Origin of the sequence: Acinetobacter lactucae (assembly GCF_013122135.1) — a bacterium.
GTDB classification, from domain to species: domain Bacteria; phylum Pseudomonadota; class Gammaproteobacteria; order Pseudomonadales; family Moraxellaceae; genus Acinetobacter; species Acinetobacter lactucae.
Genome location: NZ_CP053391.1, coordinates 1735091 through 1759309 on the forward strand (window position 1 = coordinate 1735091; position 24219 = coordinate 1759309).

Here is a 24219-nt window from a genome sequence, read left to right on the forward strand (position 1 = left end):
GAGTAAACTTACTATTCATCATGTGATCAAAAGTAGACGTTTCAAAATAAGAGAGCAATAAGGGACAGGATTATATGAGATTGTATTCCTAGGATAAGAATGGAAGCATAAAAGTTATATTTCGATACGTACTTTCTTGTTATTAAATAAATTAAAATTAATAAAGATACAGGTTATAAATATGCCTCATAATAGGACTTAAAATTAAAAATAGTTTAACGACATTGAGAGGTATAAGGGATTGCATCTAAACGTTTTTGAAAAATAGAGGAGTTCATAACGTTTTCATACATTTGTTGATATGTTTTTTTGTGATCTTCAATGTTGTGATAGTCGATAATTTCTTGGAGTCTATCTTTATATTCTATATGACCTGCATGGAACATTGCTGCATAATGCCCCCATAAAGCATATTGATATCGCAAAGCAGCTTTAGGTATTAAATTTATTTCATTTAAATAACTATTAGCAGTTCTTTCGTAACATGCTTTTATTTCATGAGCATCTTTTTTCATTTTACTTAAAAAAATACATTGCATCTCTTGTAGCTGTGAACTATCTGTTTTAGCTAATATTTTTTCAGTAACGATATAAGCTTCATTCAGACAACCCAAATGTACAAGTATTTTACGTTTAGTTTTTAAAATGTTTAAGTTGCTATCATGAGATGGCATCTTTTTTAATAAACTTTTTAATCTTATATGAGCAGTAGTTTGGTCTTGTTCAGTGTTTAGTTTATAAATAATATCATTATATTCATATATATAAGTATTAGTCGGTGTATGTTGTTTCTGAGTATCCTCCATATTAATTATTTTTGAAGGACTATCATCTGTATGGTTATTACAAGCACTCAAACCTATGCTTACTAAAGAAAATGCTAAAACTTTATGCACTACAAGCCATACCTTTATTCTCTGTTATGAGATTTAAGAAGAATAATAAAATATAAAAGAAAATAGTATTTAGTTTGTTATTTTTGAGTTAATCGTAAGACTACTGCATAACATTATTATTAATAAGTTGAATAAACAATAAATTAAAAAATTATCTGATAATCAGACAAGTCTAGAAGCGGTTGAAATATATAAGTAATTAGAAAGATTGATAATTTAATCTAAATAAAAAAGAATAATTATTAATATTTTGTTGATAACAATTATCATTCGTGTTAGTTTTTGTGCCGAACTTTTGCTGCTATGTAACAAAGAGCAGAGTAGCAAAAGACTAAGGAATCTCGCACAGCACATTGGTTATTATGGAATTTTCTTATGTACACTCCGCCCTTTAGAAAAGCATTTAAAGCTCATCCTTTAGCATTTGCTATGGCTTTAACTGTTCCTTCAGTTGCTTATGCAGATGAGACAACTGGAACCGCCACTTTAGAAACGATAAAAGTACAAGCACAACAAGAAAATTCTGCAGTTACCGAAGGTTCGGGCAGTTACGCAGCAAAAAGCGCAAATACTTCTACAAAATTAAATTTATCTCTTCGTGAAACACCGCAATCGGTCAAAGTTTTAACTCGTGAATATTTAGATGATCGAAAAATCGATTCTTTTCAGGATTTAATGAACAATATTACGGGAGTTTCAACTTCACGTACTGATGAGCGCCAGAAAGTTTATGCGCGTGGTTTTGAGGTAGATTATTACTTAATAGACGGAATACCGAGCACGATTAATTTAGGTACAGGGGACCTTGATTTAGATATTTATGATCGCGTCGAGGTGGTGAAAGGTGCTAATGGTTTAACTACAGGTGCTGGGAATCCGGCGATGGCACTGAACATGATTCGAAAACATGCAAACTCAAAAGAGCTTACTGGTAATGTCAGCACATCTTTAGGTTCGTGGAATTCTTGGAGTAGTTCGGCAGATATTTCTACACCACTTAACGCTGATGGCTCTTTGCGTGGTCGCATGTTTGTAAAGCATTCTGATGAAAAATCATTTATGGATTTTTATGAAAAAGAACGAAATGTATTTTATGGTGCCCTTGATTATGACTTGAGTGATAAAACAAGCATGTCGCTTGGTGCAACTTATCAAGAGTTACATCGTGATGGTATTCGTTGGGGCGGAACACCTGCTTTTTATACTGATGGGACCCGTACCAATTTTTCTAGAAGCTTAACAGTAAGTGCACCTTGGACATATTGGGATGTGAATACAACAGCAGTATTTGCGAACTTAAAGCAGAATTTATTTAAGGACGTTAATTTAAATATTGCTTATACCTTCCGTAAAGAAGATACAGCTTCTATGTTGTTGTATACAGCTGGAAAAGTAGACAAGGCAACCAATACAAGTCCATTAGAAAATCTAAATGATAATCAGCCGAATAAAACTGATTATGTTTCTGTATATGGCGCAAAAGCTGCAAATGAAGAAAACAATATTGATGTTTTTATCAATGCACCATTTACGTTATTTAATCGCCCTCAGGAAATCATTATTGGCGGATCTTGGAATAAAAATGAAAAAACGAAAGATCTTTCTGGTGGTTCTAATGCAAATAGTGAAATTGAGAAATATTTAGGTGAACCACTTAACTATAATGATATGGCTCAAGAGTTACTTCAGCCACTGGTACTAAATACCAGAGGTGCTCTTAATGAAACCACACAAACTGCTGCATATATTGCGGGTAAATTTCAAATTCTTGATCCTTTAAAAATTATTGCTGGTGCACGTTTATCTAACTGGGAATACAAGTCTGAAAATGATAAAGGTAACCGTGAATTTAACAATGAATTAGCACCATATATTGGCGCTATTTATGATTTTGCCCAAGATCATTCTGTATATGCGAGTTATACAGAAATTTTTAAACCTCAAGAACGTAAAGATGTAAATGATCAATATATAGATCCGATTACAGGTAAGAGTTATGAGGCCGGTTTAAAGAGCGAATGGTTTGGAGGGCGTTTAAATACAGCGCTTTCAGTATTTCGAATAGAACAATCTAATTTTGCTGAATCGATACCTGGAGTATTTATTGTCCGTAATGGTACACAAACTACAGAGCAGGCTTATCGCGCTATAGATGGTGTTGAAAGTAAAGGTTTTGAGTTTGAAGCTGAGGGTGAGATTAACGACAATTGGGGGATTAACTTTGGTATTGCTAATTTTGAAGCAAAAGATGCAAAAGGCACCAAGGTTAATACGACAAACTCTCGAACAACTTCGAATCTATTTGTTAAGTACAAACTTGATCAATGGAGTGCAGGACTTGGTTTAAATTATAAGAGTAAATACTATACGGGTAGTGGAAGCTCTCGTATTGAACAAGATGCTTATGTGTTAGCAAGTGCGATGGTTGGCTATCAGGTAGATAAAAATATTAAACTTCAATTCAACATCGATAATATTTTTGATGAGAAATATTATGAAGGTATTGGTGACAATGGAATGAACTGGGGAACACCAAGAAATGCAACGGTGAGTGTTCGTTATAACTTCTAATTACTGGTTCATTTAAATCTCTATTGAAAAGTCCTCTTCGGAGGACTTTTTTCTATTTATTCAACATAATTTTTTGATACGCAGAATAGCTTTTATATCCATAGAGTGATTTATAAGCAGTTGTACTTATAAATATGATTTCCCTTTCAAATTCCATTCATTTTTGACAAAATGAAACATGTCACAATGGTCAATTTAAAGTAACATGCGCATTAATAGTTTTGCACTGATTTTGCAGGAATTTTGCATGCTCTTTTTAAATTGTTATACAATACAAAAGCTTAATCAAAGTTTTTAATTAAAACTCTTAATGATATGTTAGAAGTATTTCGATCCACTTCAAGCAAACTGATATTGCTACTTGTTATTGTTTTAGTAGCCATACTGCAATATCAATTTTGGTTAGGTGAGGGTGGTTATATCCCTCATCAAGCTCTCATGCAACAAATTCAGCAACAAGCTGAGGTAAATGAAGAGCTTAAAGAACGAAACCGTATTTTGGCAGCAGAGGTTTTTGACTTGAAAAATGGTACAGAAGCAATTGAAGAACATGCACGCCTTGATCTTGGTTTGGTTAAACCACATGAGACATTTGTTCAAATGAGTACAATCAGTACCCATTACAAGCCTATTTATATTGACCCGAACGCTAAAGTTGATTTGGAAACGAATGAGACACCTGCATCCCCAGATATCCCAGACTAAATTATGGGCAGTTATTCCCGCTGCAGGATCAGGAAGTCGTTTTTCTAAAACTGAATTGAAGCAGTATCAATATATTCAGAATAGGACTGTTTTAGAACATACGATTGGCCGTATAAGCCAACTTCCATTAAATGGTTATGTTTTGGCAATTGGTACACAAGATACCTTTGCCCAGACTCTAGCATTTCAAAATATAGATAAGGCGCATTTTTGTACGGGTGGGGCTGAACGAGTCCATTCGGTATTAAATGCTTTAAATTATCTTTTAAATTTTGCTGATGAAAATGATTGGGTACTTGTCCATGATGCGGCTCGTCCTTGTGTAACCATTGATTGTTTAAATGCACTTGTGGCAAAGGCAATTGAATCAAATGAGAGTGCTATTTTAGCTATCCCCGTTCGTGACACATTAAAGTATGTTGAATTAAATAATCGTATTAATAAAACGGTAAGCCGAGATTCTTTATGGCAAGCTCAAACTCCTCAAATTGCTAAAATTGGTAAGCTCAAAAAAGCAATTGAATATGCTTTAGAAAATCATATTGCTATTACTGACGAAGCAAGCGCACTTGAATATATGGGTGAAACTGTACAGGTCGTAATGGGACGTTCGGATAATATAAAAATTACCTATCCCGATGATTTAGAACTCGCACGTTTGATTCTTCAATCTCAGTATTAATTCTATTATTTCTAACTTGCTTGGATGATTTGTTCATCTAAGCAAGTTTTCTACATATCTATTTATAACCACTCGTATTCTTTTACATTGATAAGTTTTAGGATTTATCAAGATCGGACAACTACACTAGATAATGTTCGATCATCGAACAAAAAATATTTATACCGAACAAAACCATCGTTTGATAACTAGATCAAATTACAAAAATTATCAAGAATGTTTAAAAGGAAATCTAAGGGAAACACTCGGGATTGAGTGAAATATCTATCTGTTCATTCTGCCTCTGTGTGCCTAACTCTCTTACCTATTTCTTCTTCAATGAGCACAATGGAGTTGTCTAATGATTGACAAAAGTAAGTCCTCACTAAGCGAGGCACTCTCGCAGATTAAAGATGGTGCAACCATTCTGATTGGTGGTTTTGGTACCGCAGGACAACCCGCTGAACTCATTGACGGACTGATTGAACTAGGTATTAAGGACCTGACCATTGTGAGCAACAATGCCGGTAACGGTGATTATGGTCTGGCGAAACTGCTCAAAGCCGGCTCAGTTAAAAAAGTGATTTGTTCTTTTCCACGTCAGGCAGACTCTTACGTGTTTGATGAACTGTACCGTGCCGGAAAAGTTGAACTTGAAGTCGTACCACAAGGTAATCTGGCTTGTCGTATTCAGGCAGCAGGTATGGGACTTGGAGCCGTGTTTACCCCAACTGGCTTTGGAACACTTTTGGCCGAAGGCAAAGAAACCCGTGAGATTGATGGCAAAGATTATGTACTTGAATATCCGATCAAGGCTGACTTTGCCTTGATTAAAGCTTACAAGGGCGACCGCTGGGGCAATCTGGTTTACCGTAAATCTGCACGTAACTTTGGCCCGATCATGGCGATGGCTGCTGATGTCACCATTGCTCAGGTGTCTGAGGTTGTAGAACTGGGTGGATTAGACCCTGAGCACATCATCACGCCAGGTATCTTTGTACAGCATGTTGTACAAGTCGCACCCGCACAGTAAGCAATAAGGAGAAATAACATGAGCTACCAGAAACTCAGCCGTGACCAGATTGCAAAACGTGTGGCACAAGATATTCCAGACGGTGCCTATGTGAATTTGGGTATTGGTTTACCGACCAAGATTGCAAGCTACTTACCTAACGATAAAGATATTTTTCTTCATTCTGAAAATGGCCTGTTGGCATTTGGCCCGCCACCTGCGGCAGGTGAAGAAGACCCAGAACTGATTAATGCGGGTAAAGAGTTTGTGACCATGCTTGAAGGTGGCAGCTTTTTTCACCATGGCGATTCATTTGCCATGATGCGTGGAGGTCACCTTGATATTGCAGTGCTTGGTGCCTTTCAGGTTGCAGCGAATGGTGACTTGGCGAACTGGCACACGGGTGCACCGGATGCGATTCCTGCAGTAGGTGGTGCGATGGATTTAGCGGTTGGTGCTAAAAAAGTATTTATCACTACCGACCATGTGACCAAGCAAGGTGAACCGAAAATTGTGGCTGAGCTAAGCTATCCGGTTACGGGTAAGCAATGTGTGGATCGTATTTACACTGATCTGTGTGTGATTGATGTGACCCAAGACGGTTTAAAGGTGATTGAGAAAGTTGAAGGTCTGAGCTTTGAAGAGTTACAGGCTTTGACTGGTGCAACTTTGTTTGATGCGACTCAAGGGTAAGGAAGTAGGGAAATGACATTAAAAAACGCTTATATCATCGATGCGATCCGTACCCCATTCGGCCGTTATGCCGGTGGCCTTGCACCTGTCCGTGCCGATGACCTTGGCGCTGTGCCGATTAAGGCGCTTATGCAGCGTAACCCGAATGTAGATTGGGAACAGGTCGATGATGTGATCTATGGCTGTGCCAACCAGGCCGGTGAAGATAACCGTAACGTGGGCCGTATGTCAGCACTGCTTGCAGGTTTACCGTATCAAGTACCAGCAACCACCATTAACCGTTTGTGCGGTTCTTCACTCGATGCGATTGCCATTGCTGCCCGTGCTATTAAAGCAGGTGAAGCGAACTTGGTGATTGCAGGCGGTGTGGAAAGCATGAGCCGTGCACCTTATGTGATGGGTAAGTCAGACAGTGCTTTTGGCCGTAGCCAGAAGATCGAAGACACTACCATGGGATGGCGCTTCATTAACCCAAAACTTAAAGAATTGTATGGTGTAGACACCATGCCCCAGACTGCCGAAAACGTGGCTGAACAGTTTAACGTTAATCGTGCAGATCAGGACCAGTTTGCCTTGGTGAGCCAACAACGCACCGCAAGCGCGCAAGCCAAAGGCTTTTTTTCTAAAGAAATCGTCGCAGTTGAAATCCCTCAGCGTAAGGGTGATGCTGTGGTGATTGATACCGATGAGCATCCACGTGCATCAACCACGCTTGAAGGTTTAAGCAAACTGAAGCCTGTGGTTAAAGCAGACGGTACAGTTACGGCAGGCAATGCTTCAGGCATTAACGATGGTGCAGCAGCTCTATTGATTGCTTCTGATGATGCAGTTCAAACTTATAACCTAAAACCGCGTGCCAAGATCATTGCTTCAACAGCAGTAGGTGTAGAACCACGCATTATGGGTTTTGCTCCGGCACCTGCAATCAAAAAGCTTCTTAAACAAGCCAACCTGACTTTAGATCAGATGGATGTGATTGAGCTGAATGAAGCTTTTGCTGCACAAGCTTTGGCCGTGACTCGTGATTTAGGTTTGCCAGACAACTCTGACAAGGTAAATCCAAACGGCGGTGCAATTGCTTTGGGCCATCCGCTTGGTGCATCAGGTGCACGCCTAGTGACCACAGCCTTAAACCAGCTTGAGCAAACAGGCGGTTGTTATGCCTTGTGTTCGATGTGTATTGGTGTAGGCCAAGGTATTGCACTCATTATTGAGAGAGTCTAATCATGAGCCAGTTATATGCCAGCTTGTTTTATCAAAAAGACGTCACTGACATCTTTAGTGACTCATCTTTAATCACATACATGATTCAGGTTGAAGTTGCGTTAGCTCAAGCACAGGCACAAGTTGGCGTGATTCCTCAAAATGCAGCTAATACCATTGCCCAAGTAGCCGAGCAGGCAATAGAAAAGTTTGATTTTTCAGCTTTGGCTGTCGCAACTGGCTTAGCTGGGAATATCGCAATTCCATTTGTAAAACAACTTACAGCAATTGTTAAAGATGTTGATGAAGATGCTTCACGCTATGTGCATTGGGGAGCAACGAGTCAGGATATTTTAGACACAGCATGTATTTTGCAATGCCGAGATGCCTTAAACATTGTGGAAGCTCAACTTCAACAATGCTATGCGACTGCATTACAGCAAGCTAAGCAATATCGTCATCAAGTCATGATTGGGCGTACATGGTTACAGCAAGCTTTACCAATTACCTTAGGACATAAACTTGCTCGTTGGGCTTCTGCATTTAAGCGTGATTTAGATCGTATCCAAGCCATGAAATCACGTGTATTTACTGCTCAGTTAGGTGGTGCTGTGGGTTCACTGGCTTCTTTGCAAGATCAAGGTTCACTTGTGGTTAGGGCATTTGCTCAGCAACTGAATCTGACTGTACCGACAAGCACATGGCATGGCGAGCGAGATCGTATCGTGGAAATTGCAAGTGTGCTTGGCATGATTGTTGGGAATACAGGCAAGATGGCACGTGATTGGTCTCTTATGATGCAAACTGAAATTGCAGAGTTGTTTGAACCAACAGCAAAAGGTCGTGGTGGTTCGTCAACCATGCCTCATAAGCGTAATCCAGTTGCAGCAGCTTCAGTACTTGCAGCAGCAAATCGTGTACCAGCACTTATGTCTAGCATCTATCAAAGCATGGTGCAGGAACATGAGCGTAGCTTAGGTGCATGGCATGCAGAATGGTTGGCAATCCCTGAAATTTTTCAGCTTTGTGCTGGAGCATTAACTCGTACTGGTGAAGTTTTACAAGGTTTTGAAGTTAATGCTGAGCATATGCAGCAGAACCTTGACTGTACCAACGGGTTGATTATGGCAGAAGCTGTGATGATGGCACTTGCTCCAAAAATTGGACGTTTAAATGCTCATCATTTAGTTGAAGCAGCTTGTAAAACCGCTGTGGCTCAAAAGCAGCATTTATCTGAAGTTGTTAGTCAGTTAGATGAAGTAAAAGAACATTTTAGCCCAACAGAAATTTTGGAAATATTTAAAGCAGAAAACTATTTGGGCAACATTCAAGCTCAAATTGATGCTGTTCTGCAAGAAGCACAAGGAGGAGACATAAAGTGAAACAGCTTATAACCAATCGACAAGGTAAACAGCTCGCTGTATATACCGATGGATTAAAAGATGCTCCAGCACTTGTGTTATCTAACTCGTTAGGAACAGATCATGGAATGTGGCAGCCACAAGTAGATGAGCTTAAAAGTCATTTTAATGTCATTACATACGACACACGTGGTCATGGCGAGAGTGATGTGATCGCTGAATCATCTTTACAAAATTTAGGTGAAGATGTTGCTGATATTTTAGATGCCTTAGATATTGAAAAAGCTCATTTTTGTGGAATTTCAATGGGCGGCATTACAGGGCTTTGGTTAGCTATCCATTACCCAGAGCGCTTTCTAAGCATTACTGTCGCAAATTCGGCGGCAAAAATTGGACAGGCTGAAGCGTGGTTGAGTCGCGCAGAATCAGTAGAAGAAAATGGACTAGCTGAATTGGTTAAGACCACGCACACACGTTGGTTTAGCGAAAAATTCGACTATCAACATAATGTGGTTGCACAAACGACGATTCAAAGTCTGGCAAACACACCAGCACAAGGTTATGCCAATGCATGTCGTGCATTAGCACATGCCGATTTAAGAGATGAAATTGCACAAATCCAAGTTCCGGTATTGCTAATTGCAGGAACGGCAGATCCAGTGACAACAGTAGCAGATGCTGAGTTTATGCAGAATGCTATTACGAATAGTCAACTAGCTAAATTGGAAGCATCTCATCTTTCTAATATTGAGCAACCGCAAAGATTTACTCAGGAATTGACTAGGTTTATTCAGCAAATCTAATAGCTTAGTAGTTTAAAAGGAATTGGCCTTAAGGAGGCAAATATGGCGTCTCAGGATTACGCTGCACCAAATAAAAGTATCGATGCTCAAGCACTGATTAATGATGCTCCACTCAGTAAGTATCAATGGATGATCGCAATCATCTGTTTCTTAATTATTTTTACTGATGGAATTGATACTGCAGCGATGGGTTTTATCGCTCCAGCATTGGCTCAGGATTGGGGGGTTGACCGCTCTCAGTTAGGACCAGTAATGAGTGCTGCACTTGGTGGAATGATTATTGGAGCTTTAGTTTCAGGTCCAACAGCTGACCGTTTTGGCCGCAAAATTGTTTTAGCAGTATCAATGCTGATTTTTGGTGGATTTACCTTGGCATCTGCTTATGCAACCAACTTAGATAGCCTTGTCGTTTTACGCTTTTTGACAGGTATTGGGCTTGGTGCAGCAATGCCGAATGCCACCACATTATTTTCTGAGTATTGTCCAACACGCATTCGTTCACTGCTGGTGACATGCATGTTCTGTGGCTACAACTTAGGTATGGCTACAGGCGGTTTTATTAGTAGCTGGCTCATCCCTACCTATGGTTGGCACAGTCTATTTTTACTTGGCGGTTGGTCACCTTTGATTTTAATGGTTTTAGTGATTTTGGTTTTACCTGAGTCTTACCGCTTTTTAATTGTGAAAGGTAAGAACCCTGAAAAAGTACGCAAAATCTTAAATCATATCGCACCAACTCAAGTTCAAAATGCGACTGCATTTCATGTACCAGAAGAGAAAACTGAGACAGCTCAAAAGAAAAATGTCTTTGGAATTATGTTTTCTAAACCATATGCGAAAGGAACGGTTTTGCTTTGGTTGACCTACTTCATGGGATTAGTGGTTGTTTACTTGCTTACAAGCTGGTTACCAACACTGATGCGTGAAACCGGTGCTTCAATGGAGCGCGCTGCATTTATCGGTGGATTATTCCAGTTTGGTGGTGTGGTAAGTGCATTATTCATTGGTTGGGCGATGGACAAATTTAACCCGAACCGAGTCATTGCCATTTTTTACTTTGCTGCAGGTCTATTTGCGATTGCTGTTGGTCAAAGCTTAGGAAACTCAACATTACTTGCAGTATTGGTGCTTTGTGCCGGTATCGCGATTAACGGTGCGCAATCTTCAATGCCAGCTTTAAGTGCACGTTTCTATCCAACGCAGTGCCGTGCAACGGGTGTGTCTTGGATGACGGGTATTGGACGTTTTGGTGCGGTATTTGGTGCTTGGATTGGGGCTGTGTTACTCGGCAATGATTGGTCGTTTACTGCCATTCTTAGTTTATTACTAATTCCGGCGACTGCTGCGGCTGTTGCTGTATTTGTTAAATCACTTGTTGCGCATACCGATGCAACTTAATAGAGGTCTATCACAATGAATGATGAACAACGCTATAAACAAGGCATTGAAGTGCGGACTGAAGTTTTGGGTGAAAAGCATGTTGGTCGGTCTTTGCAAAATTTAAATGACTTTAACCAAGATTTCCAAAATTTTATTAGTCGTTACGCATGGGGTGAGGTGTGGTCTCGTCCGGGCTTACCACGTCATACACGTAGTTTAGTCACTATCGCAATTTTATTGGCGCTTGGCCGTGAAGACGAACTACGTATGCATTTACGTGCTTGCTTCAACAATGGCGTAACCAAAGAAGATTTAAAAGAGTTGATCTTACATAGCTCACTCTATGCAGGTTTACCTGCTGCAAACGCTGCAATGCATATGGCTGAAGAAGTCTTTAAAGAGTTGGGAATAGAAGTCAACTCAGTTGCAGCGAAAGAACAGGATTAAGGAGATAAAGATGTCACAACATAGCTGGGGTGCTTACGCCCAACGTAATACAGATGATCATCCACCAGCGTATACGCCAGGTTATAAAACAAGTGTATTACGTTCGCCAAAAAATGCATTGATCTCTATTAATGAGACTTTAACTGAAGTTACTGCACCGCATTTTTCTTCAAATTTGTTTGGTCCAAAAGATAACGACTTGATTTTGAACTATGCTAAAGATGGTTTGCCAATTGGTGAGCGTGTCATTGTTCATGGTTATGTTCGTGATCAATTTGGTCGTCCTGTAAAAAATGCACTTTTAGAAGTATGGCAAGCCAATGCTTCTGGTCGATATCGCCATCCAAACGATAAATTTATTGGTGCAATGGACCCTAACTTTGGTGGTTGTGGTCGTACCTTAACTGATGAAAATGGTTTTTATATTTTCCGTACCATTAAACCGGGCCCGTATCCGTGGCGTAACCGTATTAATGAGTGGCGTCCAGCTCATATTCACTTCTCTTTAATTGCTGATGGTTGGGCCCAGCGTCTGATTTCGCAGTTTTATTTTGAAGGCGATACGCTCATCGATACTTGTCCGATCCTAAAAACGATTCCTTCTGAAGATCAACGTCGTGCATTGATTGCACTAGAAGATAAAAACAACTTTATCGAAGCTGATAGCCGTTGTTACCGTTTTGACATCACTTTACGTGGACGTCGAGCGACTTACTTCGAAAATGATTTGACTTAATTGGGAGCACGAACATGAATAACTGGAATTTTCAGGAATTAAAAGAAACTGCATCTCAAACGGGTGGTCCTTACGTTCACATTGGTTTGTTACCACAACAAGCAAATATCGAAGTTTTTGAAAACAACTTTAATAACCAGCTTGTACAAGACCAGACTAAAGGTGAGCGCATTCGTCTTGAGGGGCAAGTATTTGACGGATTGGGTTTACCACTACGCGATGTACTGATCGAGATTTGGCAAGCTGATGCGAACGGTATTTATCCAAGTCAGGCAGATACGCGTGAGCAAAAAGCTGATCCTGCATTTCAGGGATGGGGTCGTACAGGCGCCGACTTTGAAACTGGTGTTTGGAGTTTTAATACAATTAAGCCGGGTGCAACAGCAGGTCGTAAAGGTTCAACTCAAGCGCCTCACATTGCTTTAGTGATTTTCGCTCGCGGTATTAATTTAGGTCTTCATACACGTGTTTATTTTGAAGATGAGGCTGAAGCAAATGCCAATGACGCAATTCTAAATAGCATTGAATGGGCACCGCGTCGTCAGACGCTTATTGCAAAACGTTCTGAACAAAATGGTGAAGTTGTTTACCGCTTTGATATTCGTATTCAGGGCGATGACGAAACTGTATTTTTTGATATTTAAGAAACACCTAAGGCTACACATGATCGTCAATGGATGCGTGTAGCCTTTTTAAGGATAAATGATATGAACATGAAAACATTATTAAGCCTAAGTTTGCTTGCCCTCCCATTTTTTTCAGCACAGACAAATGCTGAACCCGTTGCGTTAACTGCTCAAACACAATCAGCGACTACAGCCGTTAAAACGATTGTTCCAATTACAGCAAAAACCAAAGAACAAGCATTCGCGCAAGCTCAAATCATTGCAAATACAGCAGATGCTGATTTGGCAGAGTTTCGTATCGATTTACTCAGTTTTGCGAGTGATACAAAACAAGTGATTGCTTTGGGTCATGAATTGAAAAAGATTTTAGGCAATAAGCCAATGATTGCCACCATTCGTACTAAAAACGAAGGTGGTCAGCTTGAAATTAGTGATGCTGATTATGGCAAGACATATCAGGCTTATTTAAAAAATCCGTTCATGGACTGGTTAGATGTTGAAATGTTCCGTGATCAAAAAATAGTTTCAGAGATTGTTCAAAAAGCACATCAAAAGAAAGTGTTAGTGGTGATGTCTAATCATGACTTCCAAAAAACACCAAGCCAAGATGAAATTGAAAAACGCTTGTTAAAACAAGATCAAATGGGCGCAGATATTCTAAAAATTGCTGTAATGCCAAAATCTAAACAAGACGTTTTCACTTTAATGAACGCAACTTTAAAAGTAAGTCAGCAAACCACTAAACCATTGTTAACGATGTCGATGGGACAACTTGGTACGATTTCTCGTGTTGCGACTGCCAACATGGGCGGAAGTTATAGCTTTGGCATGATTGGTGAGGCGTCAGCACCAGGACAAATTGATGTGACTAAGCTCAAACAGATTTTAAAAACCGTTCAACCAACAAACCCATAAATCATAAGGATATGATCAAATGAATACATTACCTTTAACTACTCTTGCATTAGGTTTGATGGTTTCAGGTGTGACTGCAGCGCAAACTTATGTGGTTGACCGTTATCAAGACGATAGCAATAAAGGCTCTTTACGCTGGGCAATTGAACAAGCCAATGCAAACTCAAGCGAAGCTAGCGACATTTTGATTCAAGCAGTAGGCAAAGCACCTTATGCGATTAAATTAAATAGCGCACTTCCTGAAATTAAAGCACCTGTCAAAATTATTGGTACCCAGTGGGATAAAACGGGTGAATACATCGCAATTGATGGTTCAAATTACATTAAAGGCGAAGGTGCAAAAGCTTGTCCTGGTGCAAACCCTGAACAATACGGAACTAATGTACGTACCATGACTTTACCGGGATTGGTACTACGTGACGTCAACAATGTCACTTTAAAAGGTTTAGACATTCATCGTTTCTGTATCGGTGTTTTGGTTAACCGTTCAAGCAATAACCTCATTCAACACAACCGCATTAGTAATAACTACGGTGGTGCTGGTGTCATGCTGACTGGTGATGATGGGCAAGGTAACCCAACTGCAACGACGACCAATAACAACAAAGTTTTAGACAATATTTTCCAAGACAATGGGGATGGTTTAGAACTGACACGTGGTGCTGCATTTAACTTAATTGCCAATAACCATTTTGTTTCAACGAAAGCAAACCCAGAGCCATCACAAGGTATTGAAATCTTGTGGGGTAATGATAATGCGGTAGTTGGGAACAAGTTTGAAAACTACTCTGATGGCTTACAGATTAACTGGGGTAAGCGTAACTATATTGCCTACAACGAACTGACCAATAACTCGATTGGTTTTAACATGACGGGTGATGGAAACATTCTTGATAGCAATAGAGTGCATGGTAATCGTATTGGTGTTGCTATTCGTTCAGAAAAAGATGCAAATGCAAAAATTACATTGACGAAAAACCTGATTTGGGACAATGGTAAAGATATTAAACGCTGTGAAGCTGGCGGTTCATGTGTACCAGATCAGCGTTTAGGGGCAATTGTATTTGCTGTGCCAGCACTTGAGCACGAAGGATTTGTCGGTTCTCGTGGTGGCGGTGTGGTTGTTGATCCATCTAAACAACAAAAAACATGTACTCAACCAAATCAGCAAAACTGTAATGCTCAACCTAATCAGGGCATTAAAGCACCTAAGTTAACCGCTACTAAAGGCTCAGTGGCTGTAGAAATTAATGGTTTACCAAACCAACGCTATCAAGTGGAGTTCTTTGGAAATCAAAATGCGGCATCAAAAGAAGCTGAGCAATATTTAGGAGCAATAACTGTTGCTACAGATGCGCAAGGTAATGCAAAAGCGAATTGGAAACCAACTGTAAAAGTTGCCTCAATTACAGCAAATATCACTGATCGCTTTGGAGCGACGTCTGAACTCAGTTCGGTCGTACAAACTAAATAATAACAATAAGGAAAGCGCCTCAAACCGAGGCGCAGCATAGAAATGATAAAAGGGACTTAAGATGCCAAATTTAATGAAACTAAGTGTATTAACAATCGCTGTATTAGGCAGTCAATTTGCGCTTGCGAATGAGCCGTGGTCACAAGACCGTCAATGGTTGCTTGGCGACTGGAATGGAAAACGCCAGCAGCTAGAACAACAGGGCTATAAATTTACGGCTTCTATCATGAGCCAAGCTGCTACAAATTTAGATGGTGGTTACAACGACAGCAATACTTTTGAAAATGCTGCGCAACTTTCTTTGGGTGCAAACTTCAATTTAGAAAAAATTGCTGGATGGAAAGATACAACAGCGAACTTAGTCGTGACTAAACGTGACGGGAATGCATTAACTCTTGAGCGTATTAAAGACCCACGCTCAAGCCAATTGGGCAATGCTCAAGAGATTTATGGTCGCGGTAAAATCTGGCGTTTATCTCAAGCATGGGTGAAGAAGGGCTTTGTTGATAATACTGTACAGGTCAAATTTGGTCGTATGGGAATGTCAGAGGACTTCAATAGTTCTCAATGTGAGTTTCAGAACTTATTGCTTTGCGGTGGACAGCTAGGAAAATCAATCGGTTCAATTTGGTATAACTCACCAGTCGGTGTTTGGGCGACAAACGTTAAATATCAGTTTGCACCTGAATGGACTTTGGGATTGGGTGTGTACGAGGTCAATCCAGACAATATTAAAACCGAATCAAATAGTGATGGTTTTAATCTGGATATGAACAACGTGAAGGGCGCAACCATACCAGTTGAGCTCGCATGGAAACCAAAACTTACTGCTTTTAATGGTTTACCGGGTGAGTATAAAGTTGGTGCGTTGTACTCAACCGCAGAAGCGAATGATATTAAAACTGCCGGTAAAGTTCATGATGGAAAGCAAAGTTTCTGGCTGAATGCTCAGCAACAACTGACGAATAAAGGCGAAGATCCGAAACGCGGTTTATATATCAGTTTTAACGGTGTTGTAAATGATAAAGCAACCACCTTTGTTCAAAGCACGCAACAACTTGCTCTTTGGTATAAAGGGCCGTTTGATAGCCGTCCAAATGACTCGATTGGTTTTGGTATAGCCAATTATGTGGTTAATGATCGTGCGAAAGATAAGCAAATCGCAACAAATGAAAGTCGTGGATATTACAGTTATGATCCGATTGCATCTGACTATATTCCAATTCAAGACGACGAGCTAAATGTCGAGTTGAACTATACCTATCAATGGTCTCCGGCCGTCATGTTACGTCCAAACATTCAATATATCCATCAACCTGCGGGTGTTAAAGAAGTGGATGATGCATGGGTGGCTGGACTTAGTGTGAAAGTCAATTTTTAACAATATTGATGGCTGGTTAGACATAGTTTAACTGGCCCAAATGCTTGAACTATTCGGGTTCAGTATATGTGGAGTAGGATCTATGTCTGAGTCAGATTCTAAGTTTCATATCTTATTCAAAATATGGTGTTTTATTTTAGGCCTAGTTTTATTGGCTACAGGTGTTTTTTACATTGTAGGCGGTGGAAAGCTAGTATCTCTTAGTGGTTCTTGGTATTTCCTAGTCGCAGGGCTATTTATTACCATTTCTGCAATTAGTATTTTCCGTAAAAAAGCGCTTGGTGTATGGATTTTTGCGGCTGTTTTTGTGGGTACGGTAATTTGGTCACTCATTGATGCGGGATGGGAATTTTGGCCATTATTCTCGCGTTTAATGTTTCCTGCTGGTCTTTTTGCTGCCTTGCTATTTACTTTGCCTTCAATTCGACGTTACCAATTTCAAACTAGTTTGGCATCTTCAGCCTATGCTGTAGGTGGATTAGTTGTTGTGGGTATGTTGATTGCGCTCTATCAAATGTTCCAACCACATCCAACAGTAGCAAGTTCAGGTGAAAAGCTCCCTTTAGTACCAGTTGACCCTTCTAAAAAACAGGTGAATTGGGAAAATTATGGAAATGATGCGGGAGGAAGCCGTTTTGTTGCTCTCGATCAAATTAACCGAGATAACGTTCATAAATTAAAAGAAGCATGGCGCTTTAGAACGGGTGATTTTACAACAGGTAGTGGTAATGGTGCTGAAGACCAAATGACTCCGCTACAAGTTGGAAATAAAGTCTTCTTATGTACACCACATAACAATATGTTTGCCATAGATGCTGACTCGGGTAAACAACTCTGGAAAGCTGAGGTGAACTCTAAAGCAGATGCTTGGGAACGTTGCCGTGGTGTTGCATATTTTGATTCAACAAAACCACTTGTACAGCCAACTTTAGCGGGTGCAAATGCAGTAACCGCGGTTGCAACAAACACTGCATGTCCACGCCGTGTATATACCAATACACCTGATGGTCGTTTAATTGCAGTGAATGCAGATAATGGTCAGCGCTGTGTTGATTTTGGTGTAAATGGAACTGTTGATTTGTTAGAAGGTCTTGGTGCTGGAACAAAAGCACCACGTTTTGAAGTGACTTCTGCACCGACGATTGCTGGAACAACCATTGTAGTGGGTAGCCGTATTGCCGATAACGTAGCAGCAGATATGCCAGGTGGTGTTATCCGTGGTTATGACGTGATTACAGGTAAACTTCGCTGGGCATTTGACCCGCGTAATCCAAACCCTAACTATGTTCTTAAACCGGGTGAAACCTATAAACGCAGTTCGGCAAACTCTTGGGCAGCAATGTCGTATGATCCACAAATGAATACTGTGTTCTTACCTATGGGTAGCTCATCTGTCGACATTTGGGGCGGTAACCGTAATCCGCTAGATCATAAATACAATACTTCTGTTTTGGCACTTGATGCGACAACGGGTAAAGAAAAGTGGGTATATCAAACTGTTCATAACGATTTATGGGACTTTGACTTACCAATGCAACCAAGTTTAGTCGACTTCCCATTAAAAGACGGTACGACTAAACCAGCTGTTGTTATTGGAACCAAATCAGGCCAATTCTTTGTTCTTGATCGTGTCACGGGTAAACCACTGACTAAAGTGGTTGAACAGCCAGTGAAAGCGGCAAATATTCCAGGTGAACAATACAGCTTAACTCAACCACGTTCTGTTGAAATGCCTCAAATTGGTAATCAGACTTTAACAGAATCGGATATGTGGGGTGCTACGCCGTTTGACCAACTGATGTGCCGTATTAACTTTAAGTCAATGCGTTACGAAGGTCTATTTACTGCACCGGGTACTGACGTTTCATTAAGTTTCCCAGGTTCTTTGGGTGGCATGAACTGGGGTAGCATTGCTTTTGATCCAACTCATCGTTATATGTTCGTGAACGATATGCGCCTTGGCTTATGGATTCAATTAATGGAGCAAACTCCTGAAGACATTAAGATTCAAGCGAATGGTGGGGAAAAAGTAAACACAGGTATGGGCGCTGTACCAATGAAAGGTACGCCGTATAAAGTGAATAAAAACCGCTTTATGTCAGCATTAAGCATTCCTTGTCAGAAACCTCCATTTGGTACCATGACCGCGATTGATTTGAAAACTCGTCAAGTTGCATGGCAAGTACCATTAGGTACAGTAGAGGATACTGGTCCTATGGGTATTAAGATGGGCTTAAAAGCACCGATTGGTATGCCAACCATTGGCGGACCGATGGCAACTCAAGGTGGTTTGGTTTTCTTTGCTGCAACACAAGACTACTACTTACGTGCATTTGATTCATCTACAGGTAAAGAACTGTGGAAATCACGTATGCCAGTAGGTAGTCAGGGAACACCAATAAGCTATGTTTCACCTAAAACAGGTAAACAGTATGTGGTTGTTACCGCAGGCGGAGCACGTCAATCACCTGATCATGGCGATTATGTGATCGCTTATAGTCTAGAACAATAATTAAATGAGGCAAAAGAGAAATTTTCTCTTTTGCCTTTTATCTTTAATATATTTTTTCTATAAAAGAATAAAAGTAAATTCTGTATTTTTAACAAGATAGCTTTACCAAGTAGTAAAAAAGTGCTTGATGTTGTTGCCAAACTTAAAATATCCTACCAGACGCTTCATCCTGAACGCTAGATATAGCCTAACGATTGACCATTTTCTTATAATGTTTTACCTATAAATAAAAGCTTAACTTTTATTAAGTTTTGTTTAACCTAAGGTTGTGAATTTTAATTAGAAATAAACATTATTAAGTTTTTACTCTTAAAAATTAGGTTTTTTTTGTAGGAAAAACGAGCGTAAATATATATTTATATTATATTTATATAATTTATTGGGTTGCGTTAGAATGGTCGACGCAGGTTATTACTATCTAGTAATAATTTGTATTTCAGGAATTTAAGCTCTTATTAGCTTAAGGCTCATCGAAAGATGGGCCTTTTTTTATGAAAAGACGGGAACAATTTTTAATTAATATTTAAATAGCCTAAGCGGGTATGTGAAATAAATATTGTAGAGAATCACAAAAAATAGTCTTTAATGACAAGAAGTGTATGATTTGATAAATTAAAGCCACTTGATAATAATAGGTGATACGATGAGATTTTTGGTTCTTGCAACTTTATCTGGTTTAGCTTTGATGGGTTGTGCTTCTGTTCAGCAAGCACCGAATACACAAGAGACAATTCGTTATGCTTCTAGCCCATGCTTTGGTGCATGTCCAATTTATTCTGTAGAAGTAACACCAACGGGTTTAATTCGCTTTGAAGGTAAACAATACACTAAAGCTATTGGTGTTAAAGAAATTCAAGGTAGCGTAAAAGACTATAAAAAACTTGCAGATGATCTAAAAGCTTATCGTCCTGAAACAGGTACACAATCTAAAACTGCGGGTTGTCTGCAAACGGCAACAGACATGTCTAGCTATTACATTTCATGGATTCAACCAAATGGTACGGAAACAAAATTGAGCCATTACACAGGTTGTATTTCTCCGGCAAATACTAGATTGAATAAAGTCATGGAAAAACTGCCTGAACAATTAGGCATTAAAGATCTAATTTAATGATAAAAGCCCCAAAACCTTGGGGCTTTTTCTTGTTAAGAAGAATTATAAGGTTAGACGTTTTACTTTAAGTATTTCTAAAAGAATCAGCGTATAATACAGATTATAAAAACATATATTGTTAAGAGTGGTTATATGTCAAATATTGTCTATGCATTCTTGGGTGGTTTATTACTCGGCATCGCAACAGTTGGATATTTATATATAAATGGTCGTATAGCCGGAATTAGTGGATTGCTTGCTCAAATCATAAATCCTACTAAAGACACCTTTAAGAGTTCTGCCTTCTGGTTCATTGCCGGACTCATGATTACACCGTTCATATATGGTTATTTTTATCAGCCTGAAATTGAAATTAAAGCGAACACATTTGCACTTATTTTAGCAGGTGTACTTGTTGGCTTTGGAACACGGTTAGGCTCTGGATGTACAAGCGGTCATGGTATTTGTGGTATGAGCAGGTTATCAAAACGCTCAATAGTGGCGACAGCAGTTTTCATGTTTGTTGGCATGTTAACGGTTTATATCATTCGTCATGTGTTGGGGTAATCTTATGAAAAATATTTTTGCTTTTATATTTGGTGCTTTGTTTTCATTAGGCTTAATGATTTCTGGTATGTCTAATCCTGAAAAAGTATTAGGGTTTTTAGATATCTTTGGGCAGTGGGATATTAGCTTAATGTTTGTGATGTTAGGCGCGATTGCTGTGGCATTTATTCCATTTCAAAAGGCTATAAAAAGTCCTAAAACACTCTTTAATGAACAAATTCAATTACCAACAAATACACAGATTGACCAAAGGTTAATTGTTGGAGCTTTTATTTTCGGTATAGGCTGGGGAATAGCAGGGATATGTCCAGCGCCCGCTTTAACCCTTATAGGGTTAGGGCATTTTGAAGCGCTTTATTTTATTGTCGCTATGTTATTAGGAATGTTTATTTACCGAGTCTTAAATAAAGGAAATTAAACCTATGCAACAACCTCTAGTAAAAGATTTTTTTGATGAAAACACCAATACTTTTAGCTATGTTGTTGCGGATTTAGCGACTCGTCAATGCGCAATTATTGATAGTGTGCTTGACTATGACGCAGCTTCGGCAACTACAAAAACAACCAATGCCGATCGTATTATCGATTATGTCTTGGCTCAAAACTTTAAAGTGCAATGGATTTTAGAAACCCATGTACACGCCGACCATATGACCGCGGCTCAATATTTAAAATCTAAATTGGGCGGTACAATTGCGATTAGTCAAAAAATCTCGGTAGTACAAGAAACATTTTCGGCTATCTATAATTTTGATTTTAAGAAATTCAATGAAAATCAGCCCTTTGATTATTTGTTCGAAGATTATGAACATTTCAAAATAGGGGATATAGAAGCTTATAACATTCCTACACCAGGGCATACACCTGCTTGCTTAAGCTATGTGATTGCTGATGCTGTTTTTGTAGGTGATACTTTATTTATGCCCGATTATGGTTCGGCCAGATGCGATTTTCCTAAAGGAAGTGCTGCTGCACTTTATGATTCGGTACAAAAGCTTTACCAACTTCCTGACGAAATGCGTATGTTCTTATGCCACGACTATAAACCCGAAGGTCGTGATGAATATGTATGTCAAACAGATATTAAGACTCAAAAGCAAAGCAACATTCATTTAAATCGACGTGTTTCCAAAGACTCATTCATAAAAATGCGTCAAGAACGAGATGCAACTTTGGCAATCCCAAAATTAATTCTGCCTTCAATTCAAATTAATATGAACGGTGGAAATTTTCCGGAACCAGAATCGAATGGCATCCGTTATTTGAAAATTCCTTTCAACTATTTCTAGAAATAGCCTAAGCATTTATTTTGGATTGTTTTCACTATCCTAAATAGCCTAAGCAAACGATAAAATTATCTTATGAAAATAGCCTAAGTAAGATTTAAAGAACTTGTCTCAAATCCCGCGAAGTTTCTTGCAATAAAGGCAAAATGTGTTGAATTAAATACTCTTCAGTTGTTCTCATGGTCGGAGAGACAATATTCAAGGCTGCAACAACTTTAAAGTCTTGTCCATAAATTGGTACGGCGAGCGCATGAACTCCTAATTCGTGTTCTTCACGTGAATAGCACCAATCTTGTTCTCGAATCTCCTTTAGTAACTCTAAAAATTTATCATTTTCGACATGGGTATATTTGGTTAAACGCTGGAGTGGATATTTTTGAAGCCAATCTAATTGTTCCTCTTGGCTTAAATGCGCTAACAAAATTTTACCCGCCGAGGTCGCATGAGCAGGTAGGCGGTTACCTAAGTGCAAACCGTATGGGTTTACTCTGTCGGTTTGTTGGTGGGCAGCACTACGGGCAATGGTAATGGCTTCATAACCATCAAGTACCATCACTGAATAAATGAGAGAAGTTTGGTTGGTTAACAGATTTAATAAGGGTTGAGATACTTTTGGAAGCTGAGCTGCACCTAAATAAGCACCTGAAAATTTAAGAACTTTAGGAGTTAAATAGTAATAATGACCATCAGATTCAAGATAACCTAAATATTCTAAAGTTAATAAATGACGTCTAGCTGCCGCTCGGGTGAGTCCAGTTTTTTCAGCTGCCATAGAAATATTTAAACGGTGTTGATTACTGCTAAAGCTATCTAAAATCGCCATGCCTTTACCGATGCCAGCAATGTAATCTTCATGACGAATCGTTTTTTTGTTGTCCTGATTCTGGATTATCCGTTCATCTTTACTCATTACTGGTCCTTGTACGATAGAAACTTGGTTGATCAATTTGCTTTACTGAAAAAGTTTAATAATTTCATGTCGCAAAAATTGATGTCTTAAATTATCCCTTAAATCTTCGTGCCAAAACATACCCATTTTAATATTGGTTATCTCAAAAGGTAGGGAATGTAAGCAAATTTCAGAACTATAAGACAAATGCTGCAAAATCATACGTGGCATGGTCAATATTGCGTTGGCTTGAGCACCTAAAACTTGTAACGCCGTTGAGTAGTTTTGACAGCGCATAAATACATTTCTTGAAATTTTTTGATGTTGGTTTAAATAAATATCTTCAAGCAAGGCGCCTGTACGGCGTGATGAAACGCCAATGTGTCGTCCATTAATATAGCTTGATAAATTGACTTCTTTAAGTTGACTGCAAATAACGAACTCATCTGTTACCAAATGATCAAAAGTAATTTTTGGAGATAAGTATTGTTCTAGGTCAATTACGAAATCGAGTTGCTGCGTTGCCAAGTCAGCCATGATGTGTTTTCGATCTAGCTTCATACTGACAAACTGCAAATCTAAATTAAGATTTTGAAAGTGTTGAGCGAGTCTTGGAAGAATAATCGGCTCAATTTCATCATGCACGGCGATTTTTAAATTTTTTAAACTGGTTGGATCAAAGACATGTTTCTGCTGGCTAATATTTTGAATGGTTAAAAGCGCTTGCTTCACAGTTGGGTAAATCTGTTCGGCAAAAGGAGTGGCAGACATTTTATTGCCTACTCGTATAAACACATCATCTTCAAGTTGCTGACGCAATCGTTGTAAAGCATGACTGGCTGCCGACTGCGTAATATTAAGACTACTTGCCGCATTCGAAATACTTTTTTGCTCATAAATCGCAACAAAAAGCGGATATAAATTGATATCAATTCGGTGAAAAAAATTTAAGTCTAGGCCGTGAAGGTTATGAATATTATTCATGAGGCGTTATTTAATAAAATCATT

23 protein-coding genes are annotated in these 24219 nt (G+C 39.2%); 20 read left to right on the forward strand and 3 right to left on the reverse strand.

The features are described from left to right. Nucleotides 1-215: 215 nt before the first annotated feature. Complete coding sequence (locus HLV59_RS08065) at nucleotides 216-896, reverse strand: hypothetical protein (protein ID WP_171429701.1); 681 nt, start codon at nucleotides 894-896, stop codon at nucleotides 216-218. Between the two features lie 375 nt (nucleotides 897-1271). On the opposite strand from HLV59_RS08065, the gene HLV59_RS08070 reads away from it, so the two are divergent. The 20 genes from HLV59_RS08070 to HLV59_RS08165 all read left to right on the forward strand — a co-directional run bounded on the left by HLV59_RS08070 (nucleotide 1272) and on the right by HLV59_RS08165 (nucleotide 22325). Beyond that, a complete protein-coding gene (locus HLV59_RS08070) occupies nucleotides 1272-3467 on the forward strand; it encodes a TonB-dependent siderophore receptor (RefSeq protein WP_407646325.1) in 2196 nt (731 codons plus the stop codon). Nucleotides 3468-3782: 315 nt separating this feature from the next. Continuing rightward, nucleotides 3783-4172 (forward strand): cell division protein FtsB, encoded by a 390-nt coding sequence (gene ftsB / locus HLV59_RS08075; RefSeq protein ID WP_004643028.1) that lies wholly within the window; start codon nucleotides 3783-3785, stop codon nucleotides 4170-4172. After that, nucleotides 4138-4854 carry a 2-C-methyl-D-erythritol 4-phosphate cytidylyltransferase gene (gene ispD, locus HLV59_RS08080; protein ID WP_171429702.1) on the forward strand — a complete coding sequence of 239 codons (717 nt, stop codon included), beginning with the start codon at nucleotides 4138-4140 and terminating at the stop codon, nucleotides 4852-4854. Before ftsB ends, ispD begins: the two co-directional genes overlap by 35 nt. A gap of 340 nt (nucleotides 4855-5194) precedes the next feature. Further along, a complete protein-coding gene (locus HLV59_RS08085; RefSeq protein ID WP_171429703.1) occupies nucleotides 5195-5866 on the forward strand; it encodes a 3-oxoacid CoA-transferase subunit A in 672 nt (223 codons plus the stop codon). 18 nt (nucleotides 5867-5884) lie between these two features. Next, the gene (locus tag HLV59_RS08090) at nucleotides 5885-6538 is read left to right on the forward strand and encodes a 3-oxoacid CoA-transferase subunit B (RefSeq protein WP_171429704.1); all 654 of its coding nucleotides are present in this window, start codon (nucleotides 5885-5887) and stop codon (nucleotides 6536-6538) included. Between the two features lie 12 nt (nucleotides 6539-6550). After that, complete coding sequence (gene pcaF, locus HLV59_RS08095) at nucleotides 6551-7762, forward strand: 3-oxoadipyl-CoA thiolase (protein WP_171429705.1); 1212 nt, start codon at nucleotides 6551-6553, stop codon at nucleotides 7760-7762. Between the two features lie 2 nt (nucleotides 7763-7764). Beyond that, nucleotides 7765-9123, forward strand: a complete 1359-nt coding sequence (gene pcaB / locus HLV59_RS08100) for a 3-carboxy-cis,cis-muconate cycloisomerase (protein WP_171429706.1) — start codon at nucleotides 7765-7767, stop codon at nucleotides 9121-9123. Next, a complete protein-coding gene (pcaD, locus tag HLV59_RS08105) occupies nucleotides 9120-9905 on the forward strand; it encodes a 3-oxoadipate enol-lactonase (RefSeq protein ID WP_171429707.1) in 786 nt (261 codons plus the stop codon). The genes pcaB and pcaD overlap by 4 nt, the downstream gene beginning before the upstream one ends. Nucleotides 9906-9947: 42 nt before the next feature. Then, entirely contained in the window at nucleotides 9948-11303 is a 1356-nt protein-coding gene (locus HLV59_RS08110) for an MFS transporter (RefSeq protein WP_016145484.1), read from the forward strand. 15 nt (nucleotides 11304-11318) lie between these two features. Continuing rightward, complete coding sequence (gene pcaC / locus HLV59_RS08115) at nucleotides 11319-11732, forward strand: 4-carboxymuconolactone decarboxylase (RefSeq protein WP_005306044.1); 414 nt, start codon at nucleotides 11319-11321, stop codon at nucleotides 11730-11732. Nucleotides 11733-11742: 10 nt separating this feature from the next. Next, a complete protein-coding gene (gene pcaH, locus HLV59_RS08120; RefSeq protein ID WP_000077912.1) occupies nucleotides 11743-12468 on the forward strand; it encodes a protocatechuate 3,4-dioxygenase subunit beta in 726 nt (241 codons plus the stop codon). 14 nt (nucleotides 12469-12482) lie between these two features. Then, nucleotides 12483-13112, forward strand: coding sequence for a protocatechuate 3,4-dioxygenase subunit alpha (pcaG, locus tag HLV59_RS08125; RefSeq protein ID WP_031948497.1), 630 nt, complete (start codon nucleotides 12483-12485; stop codon nucleotides 13110-13112). A gap of 69 nt (nucleotides 13113-13181) precedes the next feature. Continuing rightward, a complete protein-coding gene (gene aroD / locus HLV59_RS08130; protein ID WP_171430598.1) occupies nucleotides 13182-14009 on the forward strand; it encodes a type I 3-dehydroquinate dehydratase in 828 nt (275 codons plus the stop codon). Nucleotides 14010-14028: 19 nt separating this feature from the next. Then, the gene (locus tag HLV59_RS08135; protein ID WP_171429708.1) at nucleotides 14029-15483 is read left to right on the forward strand and encodes a right-handed parallel beta-helix repeat-containing protein; all 1455 of its coding nucleotides are present in this window, start codon (nucleotides 14029-14031) and stop codon (nucleotides 15481-15483) included. A 61-nt stretch (nucleotides 15484-15544) separates the two neighbouring features. Continuing rightward, a complete protein-coding gene (locus tag HLV59_RS08140; RefSeq protein WP_171429709.1) occupies nucleotides 15545-16864 on the forward strand; it encodes a carbohydrate porin in 1320 nt (439 codons plus the stop codon). Nucleotides 16865-16946: 82 nt separating this feature from the next. Then, nucleotides 16947-19376, forward strand: a complete 2430-nt coding sequence (locus tag HLV59_RS08145; RefSeq protein WP_171429710.1) for a glucose/quinate/shikimate family membrane-bound PQQ-dependent dehydrogenase — start codon at nucleotides 16947-16949, stop codon at nucleotides 19374-19376. Nucleotides 19377-20028: 652 nt separating this feature from the next. Beyond that, nucleotides 20029-20487: a DUF6438 domain-containing protein gene (locus tag HLV59_RS08150; RefSeq protein WP_080648833.1), complete on the forward strand. Its 459-nt coding sequence runs from the start codon at nucleotides 20029-20031 to the stop codon at nucleotides 20485-20487. Between the two features lie 135 nt (nucleotides 20488-20622). Continuing rightward, nucleotides 20623-21036 (forward strand): YeeE/YedE family protein, encoded by a 414-nt coding sequence (locus tag HLV59_RS08155; protein ID WP_016145477.1) that lies wholly within the window; start codon nucleotides 20623-20625, stop codon nucleotides 21034-21036. 4 nt (nucleotides 21037-21040) lie between these two features. Next, nucleotides 21041-21454 (forward strand): DUF6691 family protein, encoded by a 414-nt coding sequence (locus HLV59_RS08160; protein ID WP_125739623.1) that lies wholly within the window; start codon nucleotides 21041-21043, stop codon nucleotides 21452-21454. 4 nt (nucleotides 21455-21458) lie between these two features. Next, nucleotides 21459-22325, forward strand: a complete 867-nt coding sequence (locus HLV59_RS08165) for an MBL fold metallo-hydrolase (RefSeq protein ID WP_171429711.1) — start codon at nucleotides 21459-21461, stop codon at nucleotides 22323-22325. A gap of 94 nt (nucleotides 22326-22419) precedes the next feature. On the opposite strand, the gene pcaU is transcribed toward HLV59_RS08165, so the two are convergent. Together pcaU and HLV59_RS08175 are read right to left on the reverse strand one after the other, a co-directional pair. Next, complete coding sequence (pcaU, locus tag HLV59_RS08170) at nucleotides 22420-23232, reverse strand: IclR family transcriptional regulator PcaU (protein ID WP_163118556.1); 813 nt, start codon at nucleotides 23230-23232, stop codon at nucleotides 22420-22422. A 42-nt stretch (nucleotides 23233-23274) separates the two neighbouring features. Continuing rightward, a complete protein-coding gene (locus HLV59_RS08175) occupies nucleotides 23275-24195 on the reverse strand; it encodes a LysR family transcriptional regulator (RefSeq protein ID WP_171429712.1) in 921 nt (306 codons plus the stop codon). Nucleotides 24196-24219 lie beyond the last annotated feature (24 nt).

Excerpts from the sequence above, each read along its gene's own strand:
- aroD (WP_171430598.1), top strand. The coding sequence starts at position 13,182 with ATGAAAACATTATTAAGCCTAAGTTTGCTTGCCCTCCCATTTTTTTCA.
- pcaU (WP_163118556.1), bottom strand. The coding sequence starts at position 23,232 with ATGAGTAAAGATGAACGGATAATCCAGAATCAGGACAACAAAAAAACG.
- pcaH (WP_000077912.1), top strand. The coding sequence starts at position 11,743 with ATGTCACAACATAGCTGGGGTGCTTACGCCCAACGTAATACAGATGAT.
- HLV59_RS08070 (WP_407646325.1), top strand. The coding sequence starts at position 1,272 with ATGTACACTCCGCCCTTTAGAAAAGCATTTAAAGCTCATCCTTTAGCA.
- HLV59_RS08165 (WP_171429711.1), top strand. The coding sequence starts at position 21,459 with ATGCAACAACCTCTAGTAAAAGATTTTTTTGATGAAAACACCAATACT.
- HLV59_RS08160 (WP_125739623.1), top strand. The coding sequence starts at position 21,041 with ATGAAAAATATTTTTGCTTTTATATTTGGTGCTTTGTTTTCATTAGGC.
- pcaB (WP_171429706.1), top strand. The coding sequence starts at position 7,765 with ATGAGCCAGTTATATGCCAGCTTGTTTTATCAAAAAGACGTCACTGAC.
- HLV59_RS08090 (WP_171429704.1), top strand. The coding sequence starts at position 5,885 with ATGAGCTACCAGAAACTCAGCCGTGACCAGATTGCAAAACGTGTGGCA.
- ftsB (WP_004643028.1), top strand. The coding sequence starts at position 3,783 with ATGTTAGAAGTATTTCGATCCACTTCAAGCAAACTGATATTGCTACTT.
- pcaC (WP_005306044.1), top strand. The coding sequence starts at position 11,319 with ATGAATGATGAACAACGCTATAAACAAGGCATTGAAGTGCGGACTGAA.
- HLV59_RS08085 (WP_171429703.1), top strand. The coding sequence starts at position 5,195 with ATGATTGACAAAAGTAAGTCCTCACTAAGCGAGGCACTCTCGCAGATT.
- HLV59_RS08110 (WP_016145484.1), top strand. The coding sequence starts at position 9,948 with ATGGCGTCTCAGGATTACGCTGCACCAAATAAAAGTATCGATGCTCAA.
- HLV59_RS08175 (WP_171429712.1), bottom strand. The coding sequence starts at position 24,195 with ATGAATAATATTCATAACCTTCACGGCCTAGACTTAAATTTTTTTCAC.
- pcaF (WP_171429705.1), top strand. The coding sequence starts at position 6,551 with ATGACATTAAAAAACGCTTATATCATCGATGCGATCCGTACCCCATTC.
- HLV59_RS08140 (WP_171429709.1), top strand. The coding sequence starts at position 15,545 with ATGCCAAATTTAATGAAACTAAGTGTATTAACAATCGCTGTATTAGGC.
- ispD (WP_171429702.1), top strand. The coding sequence starts at position 4,138 with ATGAGACACCTGCATCCCCAGATATCCCAGACTAAATTATGGGCAGTT.
- pcaG (WP_031948497.1), top strand. The coding sequence starts at position 12,483 with ATGAATAACTGGAATTTTCAGGAATTAAAAGAAACTGCATCTCAAACG.
- HLV59_RS08135 (WP_171429708.1), top strand. The coding sequence starts at position 14,029 with ATGAATACATTACCTTTAACTACTCTTGCATTAGGTTTGATGGTTTCA.
- HLV59_RS08155 (WP_016145477.1), top strand. The coding sequence starts at position 20,623 with ATGTCAAATATTGTCTATGCATTCTTGGGTGGTTTATTACTCGGCATC.
- HLV59_RS08145 (WP_171429710.1), top strand. The coding sequence starts at position 16,947 with ATGTCTGAGTCAGATTCTAAGTTTCATATCTTATTCAAAATATGGTGT.